The sequence below is a fragment of the Micromonospora sp. 15K316 genome (genome assembly GCF_004348525.1).
In the GTDB taxonomy this organism is placed as follows: Bacteria; Actinomycetota; Actinomycetes; order Mycobacteriales; family Micromonosporaceae; genus Micromonospora.
In genome coordinates this window covers 1-23,844 of sequence record NZ_SMKG01000049.1, presented here as the reverse complement: position 1 = coordinate 23,844, position 23,844 = coordinate 1, and the positions used below count along the sequence as shown (strand labels likewise).

Here is a 23,844-nt window from a genome sequence, read left to right as displayed (position 1 = left end):
CGCGGGATGGCCACGCTCCGCGTGCACGAGGCGGTGGGCGGGTGGGTCAGCTCAGCGGGCCGAGCTCCCGTTCGATGGCGGCGCGCAGGTCGGGGCCGCGCAGCACCTCCCGGGCGGCCTCCATGAGCGGGGCGAGGAAAACGTCCGGGCCCGGCTCACCGGCGACACCCCCGAGCGCCTCGACAGCGGCCCGCCCGGCCGGCGACGGGGTGAGCGGGGCACGCAGCTGAAGGCCCCGCACCGCGGCCAGCAGCTCCACCGCGAGCACGCTGGTCAGGTTGTCCAGGACCGTGCGCAGCTTCTTGGCCGCCGCCCAGCCCATCGAGACGTGGTCCTCCTGCATACCGCTGGTGGGCAGCGAGTCCACCGAGGCGGGCGCGGCGAGCCGGCGGTTCTCCGCGACGATCCCGGCCGCCGTGTACTGGGCGATCATCAGGCCGGAGTTCACCCCGGCGTCGGGGGAGAGGAACGCCGGCAGGTCCCGGGAGCGGGTGACGTCGAGCAGCCGGTCGACCCGCCGTTCGGCGATCGCCCCGACCTCGACGGCGGCGATGGCGAGGAAGTCCGCGGCGAAGCCGAGCGGCGCGCCGTGGAAGTTCCCGGTCGACTCGACCCGGCCGTCCGGCAGCACCACCGGGTTGTCCACCACCGAGATCAGCTCGCGGTCGGCCACCGTACGGGCGAAGTCGAGGGTGTCCCGGGCCGCGCCGGCGACCTGCGGCGCGCAGCGCATCGAGTAGGCGTCCTGGACGGCGTGCGCCAGGTCGTCCCGGTGCGAGTCCATCACCGCCGAGTTCTGCAGCAGCCGGTAGATGTTCGCCGCCGACGTCGTCTGGCCGGGGTGCGGACGGATGCTGTGCAGCTCGGGCAGGAACGGTCGCTCCGAGCCGAGCATCGCCTCGATGGCGAGCGCGGCGGTCACATCCGCCATGGTGAAGAGGTGGGCGGCGTCGTGCAGGGCGAGCAGCAGCATGCCCAGCATGCCGTCGGTGCCGTTGATGAGCGCCAGCCCCTCCTTGGCGGCGAGCTCGATCGGCGCCAGGCCGGCCTGGCGCAGCGCGTCCGCCGCGTCGAGCCGTTCGCCGGCCGGGCCGAGCACCCAGCCCTCACCGAGCAGCACCAGCGCGCAGTGTGCCAGCGGGGCGAGGTCACCGGAGGCGCCGAGCGAGCCGTGCTCCGGCACCCACGGGGTGATGTCGTGGTTGAGCAGGTCGACCAGGGCCTCGGCGACCAGCGGCCGGACCCCGGAGCGGCCCAGCGCGAGGGAGCGGACCCGCAGCAGCATCATCGCCCGGACCACCTCCCGCGGCATGGGCGCGCCCACGCCGGCGGCGTGCGAGCGGATCAGCGCGTGCTGGAGTTCGGCCCGACGTTCCGGGGCGACGAACGTGTTCGCCAGCGCGCCGAAGCCGGTGGAGACGCCGTAGACGGGCCGGCCGGCGGCCTCGATGCCGTCCACGATCGCCCGGCTGGTCGCCATGGCCTCCGTGGCGGCCGGGTCGAGCACCACCTTGGCGCCGCCGCGCGCCACGGCGAGGACGTCGGCGGGGGTGATCCCGGTGGGCTGGATGGTCACGGTCATGCCGTCGCCTCGCTTCGCTCGCCGACGACACGAGCCTCAGACCGGCTGTGCTTGACGGTTCGTTCGCACTGCTCACTCACTGTGGTACTCCGTTGTGCAGGACCTGGCGGATCAGGGGCACACCGGGCCGGTAGGCCAGGTGCAGATGGGTGGGGGCGTCGAGGACGATCAGGTCGGCGCGGGCGCCGGGGCGCAGCACGCCCACGTCGTCGCGGCGCAGCGCCCGCGCGCCACCGGCGGTCGCGGCCCAGACCGCCTCCGCCGGGGTCATCCGCATCTCGCGTACGGCGAGCGCGATGCAGAACGGCATCGACGAGGTGTACGACGAGCCGGGGTTGCAGTCGGTCGCCAGCGCCACGGTGACGCCCGCGTCGAGCAGCCGCCGCGCGTCCGGGTAGGGCGAGCGGGTGGAGAACTCGGCCCCGGGCAGCAGGGTGGCCACCGTGGACGCCGCGCCGTCCCCCGTGCCGGTGGCGGCGAGCGCGTCGACGTCGGCGTCGGAGAGGTGGGTGCAGTGGTCCACGCTGGCCGCCCCCAGCTCGACACCGAGTTGCACGCCCGGGCCGGGGCCGAGCTGGTTGGCGTGCACCCGCACGCCCAGTCCGGCGGCCTGCCCGCAGGCGAGGATCGCGCGGGCGTGGTCCACGTCGAAGGCGCCCCGCTCGCAGAACACGTCGATCCAGCGGGCGTACGGGGCGGCGGCGGCGAGCATCGGCCCGCACACCATCCCCACGTAGTCGTCGGGGCGGTCGGCGTACTCGGCCGGGACGACGTGCGCGCCGAGGAACGTGGTGTCCTCGCTGAACTCGGCGGCGATCCGCAGCGAGCGGGCCTCGTCGGCGACGGTGAGGCCGTACCCGCTCTTGATCTCGATGGTGGTGGTGCCCTGCCGCAGCGCCTCGTCGCGCAGCCGCCGCACCGTGGCCCGCAGCTCGCTGTCCGGGGCGGCGCGGGTGGCGCCGACAGTGGTGCGGATGCCGCCGCCGGTGTAGGGCTGGCCGGCCATCCGGGCGGCGAACTCGGCCGCCCGGTCCCCGGCGAAGACCAGGTGCGCGTGGCTGTCCACGAAACCGGGGATTACCGCGGCGCCCCCGGCGTCGATGCGCCGGTCGGCGGCCGGCGCGCCCCGGGCCGGCCCCACCCAGGCGACCTGCCCGTCCTCCACCAGCAGGGCGGCGTCGCGGTGGATGCCCAGCGGACCGCCCGTGCCGTCGCCGGAGGCGTTGGTCACCAGCTCGCCGATGTTGTCCACGAGCAGACTGCCGCTGCCGCGCACGGTCGGCCGCGCCGGGTCGCCGGGCCGTACCGGCCGGGTCGGCCAGAGGTCCGTGCTCACGAGGTCACCTCCGCGATGGCCGCCCGCAACTCGGCGGGGACGTCGACACTGCGGTGCCGGCCGCCGGCGACGACCGTCCGTCCGTCCACGACCACCGTGTCGACGTCGGCGGCGCCGGCCGCGAAGAGCACGCCGACCGGCGGCACGCCGGCGGTCCGGGCGGTGTCCAACCGTACGGTGACCAGGTCGGCGCGGGCGCCGACGGCGAGCCGGCCGGCGTCGGTCCAGCCCAGCGCGGTGTGCCCGGCGGCGGTCGCCGCGGTCACCAGGTCGGCCGCCACGAAGTGGCCGCGGCGCTGGCTGCGCAGCCGCTCGTCCAACTCCACGGCCCGCGCCTCCTCGAAGATGTCGATCACCGCGTGGCTGTCGCTGCCCAGGCTGAGCGGTATGCCGACGTCGGCCATCCGGCGGGCGGGCCCGATGCCGTCCGCCAGGTCCCGCTCGGTGGTGGGGCAGAGGCAGACGCCGGTCCGGTGCTCGCCGAGCAGGCCGAGGTCGGCACTCGTCGGGTGGGTGGCGTGCACGGCGGTGGTGGCCGGGCCGAGCACCCCCCGGTCGGCGAGCAGTCCGGTCGGGGTGCGGCCGTGCACCGCCCGGCACGCGTCGTTCTCGGCCGGCTGCTCCGAGAGGTGCACGTGCAGCGGGGCGTCCCGCTCGCGGGCCCACCGGGCCACCGTGTCGAGCTGCTCGGCCGGTACGGCCCGCACCGAGTGCACCGCCGCGCCGACCCGGGCGTGCCCGCCGGACGGCGTGAACCCGGCCGCCCGCTCGCCCCACCGCGCGGCGTCGCCGTCACCGAAACGCAGCTGCGGCCCGGTCAGCGGCGCACCGTCCACCGAGGCGGTCAGGTAGCAGGCGTCCAGCAGGGTGATCCGGATACCGGCCTGGGCGGCGGCCTCGACCAGCGCCGCGCTCATCGCGTTCGGGTCGTCGTAGGGGGTGCCGCCCGGGCCGTGGTGCAGGTAGTGGAACTCGCCCACACAGGTGATCCCGGCCAGCGCCATCTCGGCGAAGGTGGCCCGGGCCAGCGCCAGGTACGAGTCCGGGTCGAGGCGGCCGGTGAGGGCGTACATCTGGTCCCGCCAGGTCCAGAAGTCACCGCGCCCGCCCTGCGTACGCCCGCGCAGCGCCCGGTGGAAGGCGTGCGAGTGCGCGTTGGCCAGCCCGGGCAGGGTCAGCCCGGGCAGCCGCACCACGTCGGTGAGGACTTCGACGCCGGCGGCCGGCGTGCCCGCGCGGGCCAGCGGCGTGACAGTCGTGAAGCGGCCGTCCACCGCCTCGATCAGCACGTCGGCGACCGGCTCGGCGTGGTCGGGCAGCCAGGCGTACTCGGCCAGCCAGCGGGTGGGGGTCAGCACGCCAGCTCCGTCAGCACCCGGGCCAGCGCGGCCACGCCCGCGGCGCAGTCGGCGTCGGTGGCGGACTCGGCGGGGGAGTGCGACACCCCTGTCGGGTTGCGGACGAAGAGCATGGCCGTCGGCAGGTGCCCGGCGAGCACCCCGGCGTCGTGGCCGGCCCCGGTCGGCAGCACCGGCGCGTCCAGCAGCCCGGCCAGCCGGTCGGCCAGCCCGCCGTCGAAGGCGACCAGCGGCGTCGCCGACTCCTCCGTCAGCGTGACCTCGGTGCCGTCGCGGCGGGCCCGCTCGACCGCCTTGTCGTGCACCGCCTCCACCAGCCCGGTCAGGGTCTGCGGTTCGGCCGCGCGGGCGTCCAGCCAGCCGATCACCCGGGACGGGATCGCGTTGGTGGCGTTCGGCTCCACGGACACCCGGCCGACCGTGGCGTGCGCGCCGCGCAGCCGGGCCTCCTTGTTCGCGGCGAGCACCGTGAACGCGTACGTCAGCATCGGGTCGCGGCGGTCGGCCATCCGGGTCGTGCCGGCGTGGTTGCCCTCGCCGCCGAAGTCGAAACGCCAGCGGCCGTGCGGCCAGATCGCGCTCGCCACCGCCACCGCGTCCTGGGTGTCGGCCAGCGCGCGGCCCTGCTCGACGTGCAGCTCCACGAAGGACCGGAACCGGCCCAGCAGCTCCGGGCGGGCGCCGGCCGGCGCGTGGCCCAGCGCCTCGGCGAAGCTCACCCCGTCGGCGTCCCGCAGCACCGCCGCGCGCTCCGCCGGCAACGCGCCGGTGAGCAGCCGCGAACCCAGGCACGGTACGCCGAACCGGGCACCCTCCTCCTCGACGAACGCGCCGACGGCCAGCGGCCGGGTCGGGGTGACCCCCGCGTCCCGCAGCTCGTCGACGGCGAGGAGCGCGCTCACGATGCCGAGCGGACCGTCGTACGCCCCGCCGTGCGGCACCGAGTCGAAGTGGCTGCCGGTCAGCACGGCGTCGCCCGCCTCCGGGTCACCCCACCAGGCGAAGAGGTTGCCGTTGCCGTCCTCGGTGACCGGCATGCCACGCTGCTCGGCCTGCTCCCGGAACCAGCCGCGCAGCCGCAGCTCCGGCTCGGTCAGCGCGTACCGCAGGTAGCCGCCGCTACCCGCGTCCCGCCCGATCGGCGCGATCTCGTCCCAGAGCTTCCGGAACCGTGCGGCGAGGTCGCTCACGCGGCACCCTCGGTCATGGGGACGCGGACGCCGGTGCGCTCGGCCACCTCGCGGGCGGTGTCGTAGCCGGCGTCCACGTGCCGGATCACCCCCATCGCGGGATCGTTGGTGAGCACCCGCTCGATCTTCTGGCCCGCCAGCGCGGTGCCGTCGGCCACGCACACCTGGCCGGCGTGGATCGAGCGACCCATGCCCACCCCGCCACCGTGGTGGATGGAGACCCAGGACGCGCCGCTCGCCGTGTTGACCAGCGCGTTCAGCAGCGGCCAGTCGGCGATCGCGTCGGAGCCGTCGGCCATCGCCTCGGTCTCCCGGTAGGGGCTGGCCACACTGCCGGCGTCCAGGTGGTCCCGGCCGATCACCACCGGGGCGGAGAGTTCCCCCGAGGCGACCATCTCGTTGAACCGCACGCCCGCCTTGTCCCGCTCGCCGTAGCCCAGCCAGCAGATGCGTGCCGGCAGCCCCTGGAACGCCACCCGCTCACCGGCCATCCGGATCCACCGCGCGAGGGACTCGTTCTCCGGGAAGAGTTCGAGGATCGCCCGGTCGGTGGCGGCGATGTCCGCCGGGTCGCCGGAGAGGGCCGCCCACCGGAACGGGCCCTTCCCCTCGCAGAAGAGCGGCCGGATGTACGCCGGCACGAAGCCGGGGAAGTCGAACGCCCGCTCGTAGCCGCCGAGCTGCGCCTCGCCCCGGATGGAGTTGCCGTAGTCGAAGACCTCCGCGCCGGCGTCGAGGAAGCCGACCATCGCCGCCACATGCCGGGCCATCGACGCCCGCGCCCGGTCGGTGAACTCGGCCGGCTTCGCCGCCGCGTAGTCCCGGGCGTCGGCCAGCTCCACCCCGACGGGCAGGTACGACAGCGGGTCGTGCGCGCTGGTCTGGTCGGTGACGATGTCGACCTCGACGCCCCGGACCAGCAGCTCGGGGAAGACGACGGCGGCGTTGCCCACCACGCCGACGGAGAGGGCACGGCGTTCCCGCTTCGCGGTGAGCGCCCGCTCGATCGCGTCGTCCAGCGAGTCGGCGATCTCGTCCAGGTAGCGGTCGTGCGCCCGCCGCTCCAGCCGGGACCGGTCCACGTCGACGATCAGGCAGACGCCGCCGTTCATGGTGACCGCGAGCGGCTGCGCGCCGCCCATCCCGCCGCAGCCGGCGGTGAGCGTCAGCGTGCCGGCGAGGCTGCCGCCGAACCGTTTCGCCGCGACCGCCGCGAACGTCTCGTACGTGCCCTGGAGGATGCCCTGGGTGCCGATGTAGATCCAGGAGCCGGCGGTCATCTGCCCGTACATGGTGAGACCGAGCTGCTCCAGCCGGCGGAACTCCGGCCAGGTCGCCCAGTCCCCGACGAGGTTGGAGTTGGCGAGCAGCACCCGCGGCGCCCACTCGTGCGTGCGCAGCACACCGACCGGGCGCCCGGACTGCACCAGCATCGTCTCGTCGTCGCGCAGGTCGGTCAGCGTACGCACCAGCGCGTGGTACGACGGCCAGTCCCGGGCGGCCTTGCCGGTGCCGCCGTAGACCACCAGGTCCTCGGGGCGCTCGGCGACCTCCGGGTCCAGGTTGTTCATCAGCATCCGCAGCGCGGCCTCCTGCGGCCAGCCACGGGCGATGCGCTCGGTGCCACGGGCGGCGCGGACGGGTTGGGACATCTCGGATCCCCTCTCAGTCGAGGAACAGCTGTCGGCGGGCGGCGGACGACTCGAACGCCTCCAGCCGACGCTGGGTGTCGGCCGGCGCGGCGTCGCAGATCGCCTGGAGCAGCACCATGGCCAGGGCCATCGGGGCGGTGTGCAGGTCGAAGACGAGGTCGGCGCCGACGGCGGCGGGCAGCAGCACGTCGGCGTGTTCGGCGGCCGGGCTGACCGGCGAGTCGGTGATCGCCACCACGGTGAGCCCGGCGGCGCGGGCCTCGCGGAGCGCGTCCAGGGTCTCCCGTGGGTAGCGGGGGAGGACGAAGGCGAGCAGGGCGCCCGCCCCCGCCGCGGCGGCCTGCTCGAGGCGGTCGGTGAGCAGGCTGCCGCCGTCGTCGAGCACCCGCACGTCCGGGTGCACCTTCGCGGCGAAGTAGGCGAAGTACGCGGCCAGCGGCGCGGCGGCGCGCAGGCCCAGGACCGGGAGTGGCCGGCTGGCGGCGAGCAGCTTCCCGGTGTCGGCGATCCGGTCACGGTCGGCGAGTTCGCCGGCGAGCCGGTCCAGGTTGCCGATCTCGGCGCGGACGGCCTGCTGGAGTTCGTTGCCGCCGTCGGCCCGGCCGTCCGGGGCGCCGGCGGTCAGTTCGCGCAGCCGCCGCCGGAGCGCGGGGTAGCCGTCGTGCCCGAGCGCCACGGCGAACCGGGTGACCGACGGCTGGCTCACCCCGGCCAGCTCGGCCACCTCGGCGGCGGAGAGGTAGGCCGCGGTCGGGGCGTGCTGCACGAGGCAGTGCGCGATCCGGCGTTGGGTGGGGGTGAGCCGGACGCCGTGGAAGAGGTCGAGCACGCGCTGCGTGGGCACGGCGACGGCTCCTTCATTCACACCGTGACTCTATGCATGAAAACTTTCAGAGGGCAACCCCGCACGCTCCGTCGTCCAGCGGACGAGCTGTCGATCGGCCGACCGGCGGGCGACCGGCCGGGCGGGCGATCGGTAGGATCCGCAGGGCGGTCGAGCAGAGGAGTGCACATGCAGTCGGTAGGCCCGTACCGGTTCACCCACATGCTGGGCATCTGCCCGGTGGGTAAGGCCTGGGCTGCGATTGACGGGCAGGGGCGGTTCGTCACGGTGGCCGTGCTCGACGCCGCCGCCGCGAACACACCGGGCTGGCGGGAGAGCTTCGCGGGCATCGCCAACAGCATGTCGCAGATGCCGGACGGCCTGGCCTTCATGTACGCCGACTTCTCCGCGCCCGAGCCGTGGGTGGCCTACTCGGCGGAGGTCGGCCCCGGCGCGGAGAAGCTGTTCCAGGCCCTGGGTCAGGAGTACCAACCAGTACCCACCGCAGACGACGGACAACCCTCCCCGGTCTCCGGGGTGCCGCAGCAGGTCTCCGGTCCACCCGTGTCGGGCGCCCCGCAGCAGGTTTCCGGTTCGCCGGTCTCCGGCGCGCCGCAGCCGACGTCCGGCGCGCCCTGGACCCTGCACACCGCCGCGCTGCCGACCGTGCCGCCCATCGAGGGCTGGGCCCACCCGCCGGTGGCGCAATCCGGACCGGCCGTCCCACCGGTTCCCACCACGCCGAACCCGCTCGACACGTCCGGCGAGCCCCGGATCGCCCCGGTCGCGCGGCCGCCTCGCAGCCGGACCGGGCTCTGGATCGGCGCCGTCGTCCTGGCCGCCGTCCTGGCCGGCGGGGCCGGACTCCTCTCGGGTGGAGCGCTCGGCGGCGGCGACACGCCGGATCCGTCGACCAGCGCCTCCCCACCGCTCTACGAGGCGACCCAGTACTCATTGAACAAAGCCAAGTTCGACGCGGACCTCGCCCCGATCGCGGAGCCCTGGCTGCCCGAGGTGGGCGGATGCGCCGTCGACACGGAGGTCGGCGGCCCGGAGTTGCCGGACGGTGAGAAGCGGCACGTCTTCTGCCGGTACCTCAGCCTGTCGGTGCACTTCGCGGTCTACGAGTCGGCGGAGAAGAAGACCGCGGCGCGTACCCACCGCCAGCAGATGGGCGTCGTCAACCGGGCGCTCGCACCAGGGCTGCGGGAGGCGTCGAAGACCACGGGCGGAGCCAGCGGTGCGCCCGGCAGCTACGTCGAGTACGCGGGTAACGGGCACGACGGGCGTCCCGTCTGCGGAATCTGGTGGGACCGCGACGACAGCATGACCGCGGTCTACTTCGAGACTCCGTGCGCGGCCGGAATCGCCGGCAACTGGGATGCGCTGCGCGACGTGTGGAAGCGGACCAGCTGACCTCTCCGCCGCCGCTCCGAACTCTCCCCGCGGGTGGGCCGGTCCTCGGTCCACCCGCGTTCGGCGCCCGAGCCGACGCCCGGCGCTAGCGGACGCCGCCGCCCCTCGGCGGCGGCACCAGGCAGACGTCGTCGCCCACGGCCGCGGTGCCGGTGAGGTCGAACCGCACCACCCGGGCACCGCGGAACGTCCGCTCGGTGACGGCTGCCCCACCACTGCCGAGCCGCACGATCAGGTCGCGGTTCTGCGGCTCGTCCCAGTCGGTGGCCTGGAACAGCCACACCCGCGATCGCCCGGCCAGCAGCGTCGACACCGGCTGCCTCGCGCAGCCGCCCGGCTCGGCCGGAACCACGTAACCGTCCGTCGGCGGGCCGTAGTAGGCCTGCGCGTTCCACGCCACCGGGGTCGCCAGGACCAGGTCCCCGGGGCGGAGCTCGGCACGCAGGTGGCCCAGCGCGGACCGGTAGTCGGCCACGTTGGCGCCACCACCCTGGTGGAATGCCCGCGCGGGGTTCGCCGTGACGACCACGTCCATCGCCAGCTGCGGCACCGCCAGCGCGACGACCAGGGCGGCTCCCGCGCCCCAGCCGATCCAGCCGAGAACCGGGTGCCGGGCACGCGGTGACGCGACCGCGAAGCCGGCCAGCATCAGCCACGACGGCACGGCGTAGAGCGCCAGCCTCCCGTTGAAGGGATAGATCGACAAGGCGGCGCCGCCGAGACCGACCGCCAACGGGGCGAGCAGGATGAACACGGCGAGCGGATTCAGCCGGCGCCAGCACAGGACCGCGCCGACCGCCAGCAACGGGACGACGACCCAGATCGACCAGACCACGAAGGGCACGGTGGCCAGGGTCCGGTAGGTCGCGCCGACCCAGTCCACAGTGGCGGACAGATCGCTCAACGGGTGTGCCGGGTAGATCGACTTGCCCCGCCAGTAGGCCTTCAACTGAGGATCGCTCAACCCCGGCGCCAGCAGGCCGACGTAGACCCACACCGCGGCGACGATCCAGACCGGCGCCGGCGCGACGAAGCGTGCCAGCTCCCGCAGCCGCTCCGCCCGGTCGCGGCCCGGGCGGGCCAGCGCGTGGACGGCGAGCAACACCGTGAGGGCGCCGACGACCGGGATGGCCAGCGTGCTCAGCACCAGCACGGCCAGCGACGTCGTCCAGAAGACCAGGCCGCCGCGCCAGGTCAGCTCGTGACGGGTCAGCAGGAGCGCGATCCCGACGAGCAGCGTCACGCAGAAGGCGTCCGCGCTGTACTGCTTGAGTTCGTTGGAGTAGCCGACCAGGAACGGCGCGATCGCGACGAGGAGCAGCGCCGCGAGCGCGGACGGCGGTGGCATGAGCCGGCGCCCGAGGTATCCGACCAGCGGCAGCAGCGCCAGCCCGAAGAGCAACGGTACGAGCCGCAACGACTGTTCGGTCGCACCGAAGAGTTCGAGCGAGAGGCGCTCCAACCACAACCACCCCGGCGGGGCCGTCTGACTGAACGCCAGCGGCTCCAACAGGTCGAGGTAGCCCCGGTCACGGAGGTTGTGCGCCACGTACAGCTCGTCGCCCCAGAAACTGCGTGCGAACGACCACTGGCGGACCCGTAGCACCACGCCGAGCGCGATGATGACGGCGGCGATCGGCCAGTACGGCATCGGCGCCGGGCGGCTCCGCGGCGCCCGCCCGGCCACGCCGGACCTCGGTGGGGTGCTGGCCGGCGGGGGCAGCACCGGCGGGTGAAGGTCCGACGTGAAGGCCACAGATGTGGAAAGGGCCCAAGGCGGGCGCGTCTCGGACACGGCGCGACGCTACCAAAGAGGCGTCGGTGTCAGCGGGCCGCGCATCGGCGCCGGAGAAGGGCGTCCGGTGACACGGCTCAGTCGACGGTCGGCCGGACCGGTGCCGGCGACGGCTCGCCTCGCCGGGGGGCGGGGACGGGCGACACCGGTGAACCGATCAGCCGGGCTGCCGCCCGGTGGCGGCGGGAGGCCGGCGGCAGCCCCGTCAGGAACTCGGGAAACATGCCGAAGAAGGTCCGGGCGCTCTGCAACTCCAGCGTGTGCGCGCGCGACCACCGGAACGAGTTCGTGGCCCGGCCCCAGTGGTGGGTCCACCGGACATCGCCGATCAGCGCGACGGGCAGTCCCTTGCGCCATGCCCGCAGCCCGAGCTCGTGGTCCTCGTAGTAGAGGAAGAACCGTTCGTTCCAGCCGCCGAAGTCGATGAAGTCCTCGGTGCGCGCGGCGACCGCCGCCCCCATCACCCAGGCCACCCAGCGTGCCTCACCGGGCGCGGCCGTCAGCCGGTACGACGCGTGCATCCGGGACAGCGGCCAGACCTTGCGGTTGCCCACCTTCGCCGTCGCGTAGGGGAAGCCGCGACCGTTCGGCTGCGCGACGCCGTCCGACGAGAGCAGTTGAGGCGCGGCCAGTCCGCCGTGGTGGTCGAGGTGCCGCGCCAGCACGTCGAAGCCGTCCGGGCCGACCTCGAGGTCCGGGTTGGCGAAGAGGACGTACTCGCCCGCGGCCTGGCGGACTCCGACATTGTTGGCCCGGGAGAATCCGACGTTCTCCGCCAGCGGGACGACCCGCGCACCCAGCTCCTCGGCGACCGCCACGGAGTCGTCGGAGGACGAGTTGTCGACGACGATCCACTCGTACGGCCTGGCCTCGGCACGCCAGCAGCGGCGCAGCGTCTCCGCCGAGTTGTAGGTGACGGTTACGACGCTCCAGCGATGTCCTGCCATCACGCTCTCCGAACTGTGAGGTAGCCGTACAGGGATGCGAAGCCGAACCGGCGGCCCTTCCACTGGCGGCGAGCGGCCGGCCCTTCGAGCAGGCCACGCCCGACGCCGCGGAGGAACGGCCGCAGCAGTCCCTGGCGGGCGCGGCGGGCGGCCAGCGCGAGGTGCGCCACCGCGAGCACGGGGATCGCGACGAGCATCAACGGCCAGGTGAAGGTGCGGGCCGCGACCAGGAGCCGGTTGCGGGCCAGCAGGAACGCGCGGAAGCCCTGGAGCTTGTTGTCGCCCTCGACGCTGTGACCACCGGCGTGCGGAAGCACGAGGTCCAGCTCCCGGGTGCGCGATCCGTCGGCGTAGAGGCGTAGGGCGAGGTCGGCGTCCTCGCCCCAGGCGAAGAGGTGCTCGTAGAAACCCCCGAACCGGTGGAACAGCGCGGTGGGGAAGACGGCTGCGCCGCCCGACGGGCCTATCGCCGCCCGTGTGGAGCGCGCGGGCCGGTCGATGAAGAGCGAGATGGGATTCAGGCTGATGCCCACGTACTCGCCGCCGTGCATCGCCAGGCCGATCGCGATCGGCGACCCGGGGTCGTCCGCGATGGCGGCGCAGAGCCGGTCCAGGGCGTCCTCGGGCAGCCAGACGTCGGGATTCAGCAGCAGCACGTGGCTCGTGGTCACGGCCGCGACCGCCCGGTTGCAACCCGCCGCGAAGCCGGGATTCGACGAGTCCGGCAGGTACTCGTACCGCGCGGCGTCGACGTGCTCCGCGACGACCTTCTCGCAGCCGTCTTGCGGCCAGTTGTCGGCGAAGATGAACCGCACCGGCAGCTCCCGGGCGCTGCGTGCCCAGGTCGGCAGGGTCTGCGCCAACATCTCGCCGGAGCGGTAGAGGACGGTGACGATCGTGAGGCCCGTGAAGGGCGCCGTGTTCATGTCGCGGGTCTCCCCAGCCGATGCAGGATCCAGAGCCCGGGCACCAGGCTCAGCCAGGTTGGATAGATGAGCGGGTAGAGCTCGTAGATGCCGAAGAGGGCGAAGTACACGATGAAGCCCCGCCCCAGCTGCTCCGCCGGCGCCGTCGAGAACTCGAACCAGCGCTCGCTCGCGCCGACCGCCAACCCCAACGCCGCGAAGAAGAACAGGGCGCCGACCGGACCGTAGTCGAGCAGGGGGATGGCCGCGAAGGTCGCCGTGTTCATGAAGTACGGCTGGCTGAGCTGGGACGTCACGCCGTACAGGTCGACCTCGCCGACCAGCGGTTGGACGCGGGAGCCCAGGAAGGTCAGCGAGTAGGCGCCGTACGCCGGGTCGAGGTGTTCCCGCTGCGACCAGAGCCGGCCGAAGGTCTCCGTCGACGAGCTGAGCGACAGGTCGAGCGAGCCGGCGCTGCTGGCCAAGGCGTTGTTGCCGTACCGTGACCGGAACTCGGTCTCGAAGGTGCCGGTGCCCGCGAGCGTACGCTGCCCGCCGAGATAGACGGCGGCCCCGAGCGCCACGGCGCCGATGAGAAGAACGACTGTCGTCTTCGAAACGGACTTCGTCGGCAGCAGCCGGGTCGGCAGGAGCCGCGCCATCCGCCACGGTGGACGACGCACCGACAGCGCGGTGATGAGCGCGGGAGCCACCCCCACGAGCACCGAGTTCTTGCTCGCACCGAGGGCCGCGCCGACCGTGAAGACGCCGGCGAGAGCGTAGAAGATGAGCGAACCCCGTAGCGTCCCGGAGAGGGCGCGCAGCAGCGAGATGGCCATCCCGAGGGTCCACGCCTCGGAGAGCAATCCGATGACGATGTTGGACTGCTGGCGTAGCACCTGCCGCGCGGCGTCCGGATTGTCGGCCAGAAGCGGCGGCAGCACCCCGCGGTACCGGACCGCAGCGGTCACCGCGGCGATGCCGAGCAGCACGAAGAGGTAGGTCAGCAGCCGCCGTTCGGATGGCCAGGAGAGCGACGGCCGAGCCGACGCGACGACGGTGGACGACGGACCGGTCACCCGTCGGCCGACGGACCACGCGACGAGGAAGACCGTCACGTACCCGGCGAGCACGGGCAGCACCGCCGTGCCGGCCCAGGAGTCGTAGGGGCCGGGCAGGGCCCACACCGCGAGGAAGGCCGCACTCCACGCCGCCGCGCAGGCGGCCAGCGCCCACATCCGGCAGCGGGCGGCCAGCAGGGCCCCGACCGCCAGTCCGATCGTGATCGCGACCCCGACGTTCCGGGTGGCGAGCAGGAGTAGCGCCCCGGCGACGACGGGGATGCCGACGGACCAGAGCCGCCGCTCAGCGCCGGTCATCGGCGACCGTACGGTAAAGCTGGAGCCAGTTCTGTACGCACCGGGCGAAGGAATACTCGATCGCGTACTCGCGCGCCAGTTCGCGGCGCTGCTCCGTGTAGGCGGATCGCTGTGTCGCCGCCCGGATGGCCGTCACCATCGCCGCCGGGTTCATGCCCGCCTCGTAGCCGAGAACGCCGGTGGCCCGCCGGGTGATCTCCGCCAGCCCGCCGACGCCGGAGTGCACGACCGGCACCCCGAGGGACATCGCCTCCAGGGCGCTGCGCCCGAAGGACTCCACCCGCGACGGGACGAGCAGGCAGTCGACCTTCTGCAGGAACGCCGCCGCGTCCACCCGCCCGACGAGCTTGACGTTCGGCGACGACGCCACCGGAACGGTGCCGGCGCCCGCGATCAGGAACTCGACCTCGGGCAGCGCGGCGGCGATCTCCGGCAGCAGATCCGCGCCCTTCTCCTTCTCGATCCGGCCGAGGAAACCGACCCGGACCGGGTCTCCCGGCCCGAGGTTGGGCGTGTCGTCGACGTTCGGCCACACCGCCGGCAGCGGATTGTTGATCACGTGGACGTCGCGGACGTGTCCGCGTACCCTCAGCTCCTCGGCCTCGAAGGCGGAGACCGCGACGGTGGCGTGGGGCCTGAGCCGACGGGAGATCAGGTCGGTGCTGATGTTCGCCTGGACCGCGGCCTTCGCCCGCAACGACTCCGCCGCGTCACGGTACTGCCAGAGGCTGTTGTGCAGGGCCACCACCAGCGGCGTCCTGCGTCCCTGGATGCCCAACCCCGCGCGTACGTGCATCGCCGCCGACAGCAGGTGGGCGCTCACCACGTCCGGCCGCAACTCGTCGACGAGCCGCCGGATCCCCCGCGCGTAGGCCAGGTCGACCCGCCGCGTCGCACCGAGCGGAAGCCAGCGGATCCCGGAGGCCCGCAACGATTCGGCCACCTCGTCGTCGGGGGTCGCGGCGACGACCTCCACCCCCTCGGCGGTCAGCGCCGGAAGCATCTCGATGAGGAAACGCTCGGCGCCGCCGAGCTGTCGCCGACCCGATCCGCCGGTGGTGCAGACGAACAGGATCCTCATCGTGCGGTCATTCCTTCGATGGCGCCTCTGGCCACCGCTCGCCGGGCTGATCCGCCCCCGACAGCCGCCCGCAGGAGCACCCCGAGCGTGTACGCGGAGCAGGCGATGCTGCCGCGCCAGCCGGCCAACTCGCGGCTGGCCCGGATGAACTCCCGGGTCTGCCGGCGGGAGATCTCCTCCACCGCCCATCGGCGCTTGGCGCTCGCGTCGTCCTCGTGCGTCACGACGGACTCCGGCACGTAGGCCAGCCGCAGCCCCAGCTGCCGCACCGCCCAGCACAGGCGCAGATCCTCCGAGTAGAAGAAGGACGACTCGTCCACGCCACCGATCTCGTCGAGAACCTGCCGGCGGATGGCGACGAAGGGCCCCGAGAGCCAATCGCCGTGCTCCGGGGTGGAGACGATCCGCAGCCGCGGGAAGAGCAGGCTCAGCCCCGTGGCGTGCCCGAGACCGGCGCCGACCGTCAGGAACCGTCCCGCCGCCGTCTGGTCCTTCCCCGTCGCGTCCAGCACCTTCGGGAAGGCGGCGCCCACCGCCGGGTCGTCCAGTCGCGCCATCAACTCCTCGATGGCGCCGGGCCGGACGACGATGTCGTTGTTCGACAGGATCACGCGCGAGCGGGTGCTGTGCCGCACACCCAGGTTCATCCCCTTGGCGTAGCCCAGGTTCGTCTCCGACCGGACGTACCTGGCGCCGGTCTCGTCGCACATCGCGCGCAACGCCGCACTGATCTCGGTGGCGCTGCCGTTGTCCACGACGACGATCTCCGCGCCGGCCGGCAGCGACCGCACGCAACCGTTGGTCCGATCGAAGTCTTCCCAGGTCAACACGATGATTGAGACGTCCACCGCTATGCCATCCGATTGAGGAGAAGGTGCGAAGACCGGTGCAGGCTCTGCCGGGTGCGAAACGCGTACACCCCGTACGCGACCGACGAGGCCAGGGCGGCGCCGAACGCGCCGACCCAGGGGATGAGGAGAAAGTACAGGACGGCCGAGACGGACATGGTGACGAGGGCGACCCCGGTCGTGGCCCGCTCACCGCTTCGCTTGAGCAGGGCGGCGCTCCAGGTCTTACCGGCCGAGAGCGCCAGCGTTCCCGGCAGCAGCAACAGGCCGAAGATCCAGGCGTGGCGGTAGTCGGGAGCCAGCAGACCGAGGGCGGCGAGCCCGATCACGGCCAGGGACGCCACCGGCAGTGCCGCCTTCACGACCTTCTTGCTCTGGTCCTGGATCGCGTCGGGATCCCGTTCCGCCAGAATCCGCTGCGACCTGACCACCGCGCCCGACTGGGCGAATTCCAGGGCGGCCACGGCGAGGGCGTAGACGCCGAGCGGGCCGGCGCCGGCGAACCGGGCGACCAGGATCTGGCTCAACCGGTACGTCAGCATCTGGGCGCAGACCCCGACGTGCAGCTGCCCGACGGCGACGAGGTCAGCGCGGTAGTCGGAGCGCCCGGCGGTCGACGCGGGGATCGGCCGGAACCCCTGCGCCCAGACCAGGACGGCCCCGGCGAGAACCGCTGCGGCGACCAGCTGCACGCCGAGCCAGAGAACGCTCCAGAGACTCCCGTCGACCTCGCCCCGCAGGAAGAGGATCGCGTAGCCGGCCACGAGGACGGCGCCACCGGCCGCGCGCATCGAGTACACGAACCAGAACCGCTTGAGCCGCAGGCCCAGCGACGCCGCCGTGTTGAAGACCGTGAGACCGCAGGCGGCGCCGATGCCCACGGCGTAGCTGCCGATGCCGGCGAACGCGGTGAGCAGCGCCGCCACCGCGGCCGTGAGCCCCAGCGACACTCCGACGATGGTGAAGATCCAGACCCGCCCCCGGGAGAAGATCCAGCCGGCCGGGCGGGACAACAGGAACGTGTCGAGGGACAGACCGCCGAGCGCCGCACCCATCGTCGCGCTCACCATGTTCGCCGCCAGTTCGCCGCGTTCCGCCGCGGGCAGCGTCACCGAGACGAGCGCGGCGAGGCCGGTGAGGCCGAGCGCGGCGATGTAGAGACGTTCGGGTGAGACGAATCGCCGCAGCAGACCTAGCACCCGCTGTCCCGGACGCCCGTCGCGTCAGGGCCCGACCACGATCGAGCAGCGTCGACCAACGACACGCCTTCCACTCGTCTCCCCCGAAGATGCGGTAGCTGTGCGGGTACGACGAGTCCCCGTCGCTGGCACTTTCTACCCGAACCATGATCTGCCCCGCAATCGCCCGTAAGGCCGAGTGCGCTCGTCTTCCGCAGCGGCCGACGGGACCACCGTGGCCCGGTCGGGCGAGGTGGCGCGAGAGGTAGTCTGGCGCTCTTCGAGGGCCGACCGACCTGGAGCCGTATGTACCTCGCCCGCAACTTCGGCGCACACTGGATCACCATCGTCCTGCTGGCGCTGCTCGGCGGGGTCGGGACCGGCGTCCTGGCCGCACGTCAACCCCCCAGCTACCGATCCGAGGTGCAGCTGCTGGTCACGTTCGTGGCCGAAGGCGCGCAGGAGCCCCCCAGCGCCCCGCCGCCGGACGCCGGCAAACACATGCAGCGTCGGGTGAAGAGCTACGCCAGCATGATGAACACCTCCCGGCTGACCGTCCCGGTCATCGAATCGCTCGGCCTGCCGGACACGCCGGCGCAGCTGGCCGACGACATCGTGGCGTCGTCCCCGCTGGACAGCCTGGCGGTCGACGTCGCCGTCACGTACCCCGACGCCGAGACCGCCGCGGAGATCGCCAACGCCCTCGCCGTCGAACTGCAGCGGATCGCGGACCGGGACCTGCCGCCCGCCGGCCTCACCACCAAGGCGAAAGCCTCCGTGATCAAGGCGGCCGCCGTCCCGGATGGTGCCGAGCCCGTGGCCTGGCCGCTGCACGCGGCCGCCGGGGCGCTGGGTGGGTTCGGTATCGGGCTGGGGGTGGCCCTCGCCCGTTCCTTCCGCCGGGAGGGCACGCCCATCGGCGCCGATCTCAGGACCGTCCGCGAGGCCGTGCGGAGCCGATGGCGCTCGCCCCGCCAACGACCCGACGACGTGTCCGCCGAGCCGGTCACCGCCGGCCCGTCCAGCTGAACACCGCCGACCGGCGGCCCGGGCCGGTTGTGGCCGGGGCCGTCCCGGCACCCCGAACCGACTGTCAGGACGCCGCGACGGTGCCGCGGTCAGGCGGAGCCGACGCTCGACGCCAGGCCGGCCGTGAACGCCCGGCAGGTCTCGTACTCCGGTAGCAGCCCCGACTCGCGGGCCTGAGCCAGCGTGGGCGCGGCCGCGTCACGGGCCGACAGCAGCGGCGTCTCGACCGGCCAGTCGATCGCCAGCTGCGGGTCGAGGGGATGTACCGCGTGCTCGGCGGCCGGGTTGTACGTGGTGGAGCAGAGGTAGCTCAGGGTGGCGTCGTCGGTGAGCGCGCAGAAGCCGTGGCCGAGCCCCTCGCCGAGGTACACCGCCCGGCGGTCGACGTCGTCGAGACGGACCGCCTCCCACCGGCCGAACGTGGGTGAACCCACCCGGAGGTCGACGACCATGTCGATGACCGCCCCGCGCACGCAGGTGACGTACTTCGCCTGGCCGGGAGGAACGTCGGCGAAGTGGATCCCCCGGACCACCCCCCGCGCGGAGACCGAGAGATTGCCCTGGGCCAGCCGGAGCGGGTGACCGACGGCGGCGGCGAGCCGGTCGAAGCGGTACCACTCCATGAAGAGCCCGCGGGGGTCGCCGTGCTGCTGCGGAGTGATCTCCCAGGCGCCCTCGATGCTCAGCTCCCGGAACTTCACCAGGCCACCGCCCCGTCGTACGCCGCATCCACCAGGCCGAGCAGGTAGTCGCCGTACCCGCTCTTGGTCAACGGCTCGGCCAACTCCCGCAGCTGCTCGTCGTCGATCAGGCCGGCCCGCCAGGCGACCTCCTCGACGCAGCCGATCTTCATGCCCTGCCGCTCCTCGATCACCCGCACGAACTCGGCGGCCTGCATCATCGCGGCGAACGTACCCGTGTCCAGCCAGGCGGTGCCCCGGTCCAGCACCGTCACCGACAGCTCACCCGCCTTGAGGTACGCCTCGTTCACCGCCGTGATCTCCAGCTCGCCCCGGTCGCTCGGGCTGAGGTGACGAGCGATCTCGACCACCCGGTTGTCGTAGAAGTAGAGCCCCGGTACCGCGTAGCGCGACTTCGGCTTCTCCGGCTTCTCCTCGATCGAGAGCACCCGGCCGTCGACGTCGAATTCGACCACCCCGTAGGCCGTCGGGTCGGCCACCGGGTAGGCGAACACCCGCCCGCCGACCGGGTCGCCGTCGGCGGCGAGCTGCCGTCCCAGGCCGACACCGTAGAAGATGTTGTCGCCCAGGATCAGCGCGACCGACTCGTCGCCGATGAAGTCCGCACCCAGGACGAAGGCCTGCGCGATGCCCTCCGGGCGGGCCTGCGTGACGTACTCGAGTCGCAGCCCCCACTGGCTCCCGTCACCGAGCAGCCGCTGAAACTGGCCCTGATCCTCCGGCGTGGTGATCACCAGGATCTCCCGCACTCCGGACATGACGAGCGTGGAGAGCGGGTAGTAGACCATCGGCTTGTCGAAGACCGGCATCAGCTGCTTGGACACCGCCCGGGTGATCGGCCAGAGCCGAGAGCCGGTGCCGCCGGCGAGAAGGATTCCGCGCACACGGGGAGGCTACCCGCACCGGCCAAAGGCCGAGGTCCCGTGCACCCTGCCCCGTGGCTGTCCTGCGTACACTCCTGGACTCGTGAGAGTCCTCGTCACCGGCGGAGCCGGATTCATCGGGTCTGAGTACGTCCGCATGCTCCTCGGCGTTCCCGGGGGCCACGCGGCGGGCGTGTCCGAGCTCGAACCGGCCGGCGTCACCGTGCTCGACGCGCTGACCTACTCGGGCAACCGGGCCAACCTCGCGCCGGTCGCCGGGGACGGCCGGCTACGGTTCGTGCACGGTGACATCTGCGACGCCGCTCTCGTCGAAGAGGTCGTGCCCGGGCACGACGTGATCGTGCACTTCGCCGCCGAGTCCCACGTCGACCGGTCCATCGCCGGTGCCGCACCGTTCGTCACGACCAACGTCCTCGGCACCCAGACCCTCCTGGACGCCGCACTGCGCCACAACGTCGGCCGCTTCGTGCACGTCTCGACCGACGAGGTGTACGGCTCGATCGACACCGGCTCGTGGACCGAGACCTGGCCGCTGTCACCCAACTCGCCGTACTCGGCCTCCAAGGCCGGCTCCGACCTGCTCGCGTTGGCGTACCACCGCACCCACGGCATGGACGTGGTGGTCACCCGCTGCTCCAACAACTACGGGCCGTACCAGTTCCCGGAGAAGGTCATTCCGCTCTTCGTCACCAACCTCCTCGACGGCGGCACCGTGCCGCTCTACGGCGACGGCGGGAACGTGCGGGACTGGCTGCACGTGCACGACCACTGCCGGGGGATCGCCCTGGTGCAGCAGCGGGGTCGGGCCGGCGAGGTCTACAACATCGGTGGCGGCACCGAGCTGACCAACAGGGAACTCACCGGCCGGCTGCTGGAGGCGTGCGGCGCCGGCTGGGATCGGGTCGTCCCGGTCGCCGACCGCAAGGGCCACGACCGCCGCTACTCGCTGGACATCACCAAGATCAGCGAGGAGTTGGGGTACGTCCCCAGCATCGACCTGGAGCACGGACTCGCCGAGACCGTGCGCTGGTACCGGGAGAATCGTGCCTGGTGGGAGCCGCTGAAGGCCGGCGGCAAGGCACCGGTCGTCGCATGAGCCGGCTACTGGTCACCGGCGCCGGCGGGATGTTGGGCCGGGACCTGCAGGCGGTGCTCCGTACCCGTCCCGACCTCTCCGTCACCGCCACCACCCGGGCCGAGCTCGACGTGACCGACGCCGCGGCGGTACGCGCCGTCGTCGACGGCCACGACATCGTGATCAACGCGGCGGCGTGGACCGATGTGGACGGCGCCGAGGCCCAGGAGGCGGCGGCCACCGCCGTCAACGGCGACGCCGTCGCGCACCTGGCCGACGCCTGCGCCGGGGCCGGCGCCCGGATGATCCAGGTCTCCACCGACTACGTGTTCCGGGGCGACGCCACCGAACCGTACCCGGAGGACGCCGCGCCGGCTCCGCTCAACGCCTACGGACGCAGCAAGCTCGTCGGGGAGCTCGCCGTGAACCGGCTGCTGCCCGACGCCGGATACGTCGTACGGACCGCCTGGCTCTACGGGGAACACGGCCCCAACTTCGTCGCGACGATGCTGCGGCTCGCCGGGGAACGGGAGTCGTTGGATGTCGTGGACGACCAGCGAGGGCAGCCCACCTGGTCGTACGCGCTGGCGCAGCAGCTTGTCGCCCTGGCCGACGCGGCGCTCGCCGGTCGCGCCGCGCCCGGCGTCTACCACGGCACCGCATCCGGCGAGACCACCTGGTACGGCCTCGCGCGTGCCGTGTTCACCCTGCGCGGCCTCGACCCCGACCGCATCCGGCCGACCAGCAGCGACCACTTCCGCCGGCCGGCCCCCCGCCCCGCCTACAGCGTCCTGGCGCACGAGCGCTGGGCGGCGGCGGGCCTACGACCGATGACCGACTGGCGGTCCGCTCTCGCCGAGTCGCTGGCCGGACCAACTCCTAGCAGCCAGGGCGTCAACGGCCGCCGGCGCGGAACACCTCCGCGACCGTACGCACCACGACCTTGATATCGAGCCAGAGCGACCAGTTCTCGATGTAGTAGTTGTCGAACCTGGCGCGGTCGGAGATCGGCGTATCGCCCCGCAAGCCGCTGACCTGCGCCAGGCCGGTGAGCCCGACGGGCACCCGGTGACGCATCGCGTAGTTGGGGTACTCCGCCGAGAACTTCTCGACGAAGTACGGCCTCTCGGGCCGCGGCCCGACGACACTCATCTCACCGCGCAGGATGTTCCAGAGCTGAGGCAGCTCGTCGAGGGATGTGCGGCGCATGAAGCGCCCGACCGGTCCGACCCGCTGGTCGTGTGCGATCGACCAGTTCGTCTGCGACTCGTGCTCGTTCACCGGGCGCATGGAGCGGAACTTGAGAACGTTGAACGGCTTGCCGTACCGGCCGATCCGCTCCTGGCGGAAGAAGATGCCCCGGCCGCCCTCGAGGAAGGTCGCGACCGCGCAGAGCAGGAGTATCGGGCTCAACACCACAAGTGCCACGGTGGCGAAGAGGGCGTCGGAGGCGCGCTTGATGGCCCAGCGCGGGCCGGAGAGCGTGGTGTCACCGATCTTGACGATCGGGATCGCTCCGATGTGGTCGGGGTAGCCGCCGAGCGACCGGGAACCCCAGAGACGCGGTACCGCCCAGAGGTCGCAGCGTGAACTGCCGGGCCGCAGGAGGATGTCCATCAGGGTGGCCTCCGGGCAGTCCGGATCGGCGATGATCAGGACGTCGCACTCCAGCATCGTGGTGAGCTGCTCGAGGTCGTCGAGCGTCCCGATGAGCGGAACCGATCCGGCGCCCTGCCGTGAGGCCACGTCGACGCAGCCGACGAAGCGGAGGCCGTAGCGCGGATAGCGCCGCAGCAGCCGGGCGAGCTCCATGCCGACCGGGCCGCTGCCGATGACGATGGCGTTGTGCTCCACCCACCGGCGCTTCCGCGCGGCGTTGGCGAGCAACCTGCTGATCGCACGACCGACGATCACCAGGCCGGCGGAGATCGCGACACCTCGCATGAAACCCCCGACGTACGTCACCGAATCGTGGCGCTCCGCCGCGATGATGGCCACCACCGCGGCGGAGGCCAACAGGCGCCCGCAGATGCTCGGCAGTTCGTCGAGGATGCCGATGTGACGGCGGGCCCGGTAGAGCCCGCCGGTCGCGAAGATGGCCACCGTGAGAGCCGCGTTGGCCAAGGTTCCGCGCCAGTAGTTCTGGCTGAGCAGTAGCGGCGCCAGGAGCGCGACGACGTCGAAGGGAGCGGTCAACATCCACGACCGCAGCCCCCGCGTGCGCTTGGAGGCCCGCGAGCCGGCGTAGGGCAGGACCGTGGTCGTGTCGAGATTGATGCGCTTCTCGACAGTGTCCGACGGTTCCCTCGTCAGACGGACGGGGGTAACCGCGCCCCTGCCCTCATCGCCGGCCGCGTCGCGTTGCGCCACCACCGATTGATGCGGAGCTCTGTCGCGGTGCTCGGCCTGCACCGCCGAGTCGCTTACCGCCGGTTGGCTTGACATGGTTGGTCCTCCCCCGTGAGGCCCCACGCCGTGCATGCCGGCTTATGGGCGATCGCAGGATATGACCAGGTCAGCCTTACGGCTATAGCCAGCGGAACATTTCGACATCCTACTTTCCGGCGGCCAGGATCTCGGGGACCGAATCATGACGGACCGCGTTGAAGAGGACCTTGGCCTTCGCCGGGTCCGCGAACACGACGCTCTCGCTGCCCACCCGGCC

20 protein-coding genes are annotated in these 23,844 nt (G+C 72.7%); 4 read left to right on the top strand and 16 right to left on the bottom strand.

Annotation, left to right across the window (positions count from 1 at the left end):
• Positions 1 to 46: 46 nt before the first annotated feature.
• The 6 genes from hutH to E1211_RS12945 form a co-directional block, all read right to left on the bottom strand.
• Positions 47 to 1,582: a histidine ammonia-lyase gene (hutH, locus tag E1211_RS12970; RefSeq protein WP_132348814.1), complete on the bottom strand. Its 1,536-nt coding sequence runs from the start codon at positions 1,580 to 1,582 to the stop codon at positions 47 to 49.
• A gap of 76 nt (positions 1,583 to 1,658) precedes the next feature.
• A complete protein-coding gene (gene hutI / locus E1211_RS12965) occupies positions 1,659 to 2,858 on the bottom strand; it encodes an imidazolonepropionase (RefSeq protein WP_132348838.1) in 1,200 nt (399 codons plus the stop codon).
• A gap of 56 nt (positions 2,859 to 2,914) precedes the next feature.
• The gene (locus E1211_RS12960) at positions 2,915 to 4,273 is read right to left on the bottom strand and encodes a formimidoylglutamate deiminase (protein WP_132348836.1); all 1,359 of its coding nucleotides are present in this window, start codon (positions 4,271 to 4,273) and stop codon (positions 2,915 to 2,917) included.
• Entirely contained in the window at positions 4,270 to 5,466 is a 1,197-nt protein-coding gene (locus E1211_RS12955) for an allantoate amidohydrolase (protein WP_132348812.1), read from the bottom strand. Before E1211_RS12955 ends, E1211_RS12960 begins: the two co-directional genes overlap by 4 nt.
• Positions 5,463 to 7,118, bottom strand: a complete 1,656-nt coding sequence (hutU, locus tag E1211_RS12950) for a urocanate hydratase (protein WP_132348810.1) — start codon at positions 7,116 to 7,118, stop codon at positions 5,463 to 5,465. Before hutU ends, E1211_RS12955 begins: the two co-directional genes overlap by 4 nt.
• A gap of 13 nt (positions 7,119 to 7,131) precedes the next feature.
• A complete protein-coding gene (locus E1211_RS12945) occupies positions 7,132 to 7,983 on the bottom strand; it encodes a MurR/RpiR family transcriptional regulator (protein ID WP_132348808.1) in 852 nt (283 codons plus the stop codon).
• Positions 7,984 to 8,130: 147 nt separating this feature from the next.
• Here E1211_RS12945 and E1211_RS12940 point away from each other — a divergent pair, with 147 nt between their 5' ends.
• Positions 8,131 to 9,357: a hypothetical protein gene (locus tag E1211_RS12940; RefSeq protein WP_132348806.1), complete on the top strand. Its 1,227-nt coding sequence runs from the start codon at positions 8,131 to 8,133 to the stop codon at positions 9,355 to 9,357.
• Between the two features lie 85 nt (positions 9,358 to 9,442).
• On the opposite strand, the gene E1211_RS12935 is transcribed toward E1211_RS12940, so the two are convergent.
• From E1211_RS12935 to E1211_RS12905, 7 genes are all read right to left on the bottom strand, one after another.
• Complete coding sequence (locus tag E1211_RS12935) at positions 9,443 to 11,008, bottom strand: glycosyltransferase family 39 protein (protein WP_132348804.1); 1,566 nt, start codon at positions 11,006 to 11,008, stop codon at positions 9,443 to 9,445.
• Positions 11,009 to 11,229: 221 nt separating this feature from the next.
• Positions 11,230 to 12,099 (bottom strand): glycosyltransferase family 2 protein, encoded by an 870-nt coding sequence (locus tag E1211_RS12930; RefSeq protein WP_132348802.1) that lies wholly within the window; start codon positions 12,097 to 12,099, stop codon positions 11,230 to 11,232.
• The gene (locus E1211_RS12925) at positions 12,099 to 13,025 is read right to left on the bottom strand and encodes a glycosyltransferase family 2 protein (RefSeq protein WP_132348800.1); all 927 of its coding nucleotides are present in this window, start codon (positions 13,023 to 13,025) and stop codon (positions 12,099 to 12,101) included. The genes E1211_RS12930 and E1211_RS12925 overlap by 1 nt, the downstream gene beginning before the upstream one ends.
• A complete protein-coding gene (locus E1211_RS12920) occupies positions 13,022 to 14,383 on the bottom strand; it encodes a hypothetical protein (protein WP_132348798.1) in 1,362 nt (453 codons plus the stop codon). The genes E1211_RS12925 and E1211_RS12920 overlap by 4 nt, the downstream gene beginning before the upstream one ends.
• Positions 14,370 to 15,464, bottom strand: a complete 1,095-nt coding sequence (locus tag E1211_RS12915; protein WP_132348796.1) for a glycosyltransferase family 4 protein — start codon at positions 15,462 to 15,464, stop codon at positions 14,370 to 14,372. The genes E1211_RS12920 and E1211_RS12915 overlap by 14 nt, the downstream gene beginning before the upstream one ends.
• Complete coding sequence (locus E1211_RS12910) at positions 15,461 to 16,312, bottom strand: glycosyltransferase family 2 protein (RefSeq protein ID WP_132348794.1); 852 nt, start codon at positions 16,310 to 16,312, stop codon at positions 15,461 to 15,463. The genes E1211_RS12915 and E1211_RS12910 overlap by 4 nt, the downstream gene beginning before the upstream one ends.
• A 2-nt stretch (positions 16,313 to 16,314) precedes the next feature.
• Complete coding sequence (locus E1211_RS12905; protein ID WP_132348792.1) at positions 16,315 to 17,511, bottom strand: hypothetical protein; 1,197 nt, start codon at positions 17,509 to 17,511, stop codon at positions 16,315 to 16,317.
• A 285-nt stretch (positions 17,512 to 17,796) separates the two neighbouring features.
• Between E1211_RS12905 and E1211_RS12900 the strand changes: the two genes are divergently transcribed.
• Positions 17,797 to 18,519: a YveK family protein gene (locus E1211_RS12900; protein WP_132348790.1), complete on the top strand. Its 723-nt coding sequence runs from the start codon at positions 17,797 to 17,799 to the stop codon at positions 18,517 to 18,519.
• A gap of 89 nt (positions 18,520 to 18,608) precedes the next feature.
• Here E1211_RS12900 and rfbC read toward each other — a convergent pair whose 3' ends face one another.
• Complete coding sequence (rfbC, locus tag E1211_RS12895; RefSeq protein ID WP_132348788.1) at positions 18,609 to 19,220, bottom strand: dTDP-4-dehydrorhamnose 3,5-epimerase; 612 nt, start codon at positions 19,218 to 19,220, stop codon at positions 18,609 to 18,611.
• Complete coding sequence (gene rfbA / locus E1211_RS12890; protein WP_132348786.1) at positions 19,217 to 20,104, bottom strand: glucose-1-phosphate thymidylyltransferase RfbA; 888 nt, start codon at positions 20,102 to 20,104, stop codon at positions 19,217 to 19,219. Before rfbA ends, rfbC begins: the two co-directional genes overlap by 4 nt.
• Before the next feature lie 82 nt (positions 20,105 to 20,186).
• On the opposite strand from rfbA, the gene rfbB reads away from it, so the two are divergent.
• Together rfbB and rfbD are read left to right on the top strand one after the other, a co-directional pair.
• Positions 20,187 to 21,200, top strand: a complete 1,014-nt coding sequence (gene rfbB / locus E1211_RS12885; protein ID WP_132348784.1) for a dTDP-glucose 4,6-dehydratase — start codon at positions 20,187 to 20,189, stop codon at positions 21,198 to 21,200.
• Positions 21,197 to 22,126, top strand: coding sequence for a dTDP-4-dehydrorhamnose reductase (gene rfbD, locus E1211_RS12880; protein WP_132348782.1), 930 nt, complete (start codon positions 21,197 to 21,199; stop codon positions 22,124 to 22,126). Before rfbB ends, rfbD begins: the two co-directional genes overlap by 4 nt.
• Here rfbD and E1211_RS12875 read toward each other — a convergent pair.
• Complete coding sequence (locus E1211_RS12875; RefSeq protein ID WP_132348780.1) at positions 22,074 to 23,624, bottom strand: sugar transferase; 1,551 nt, start codon at positions 23,622 to 23,624, stop codon at positions 22,074 to 22,076. The two genes, rfbD and E1211_RS12875, sit on opposite strands and share 53 nt — an antisense overlap.
• Positions 23,625 to 23,844: the final 220 nt, after the last annotated feature.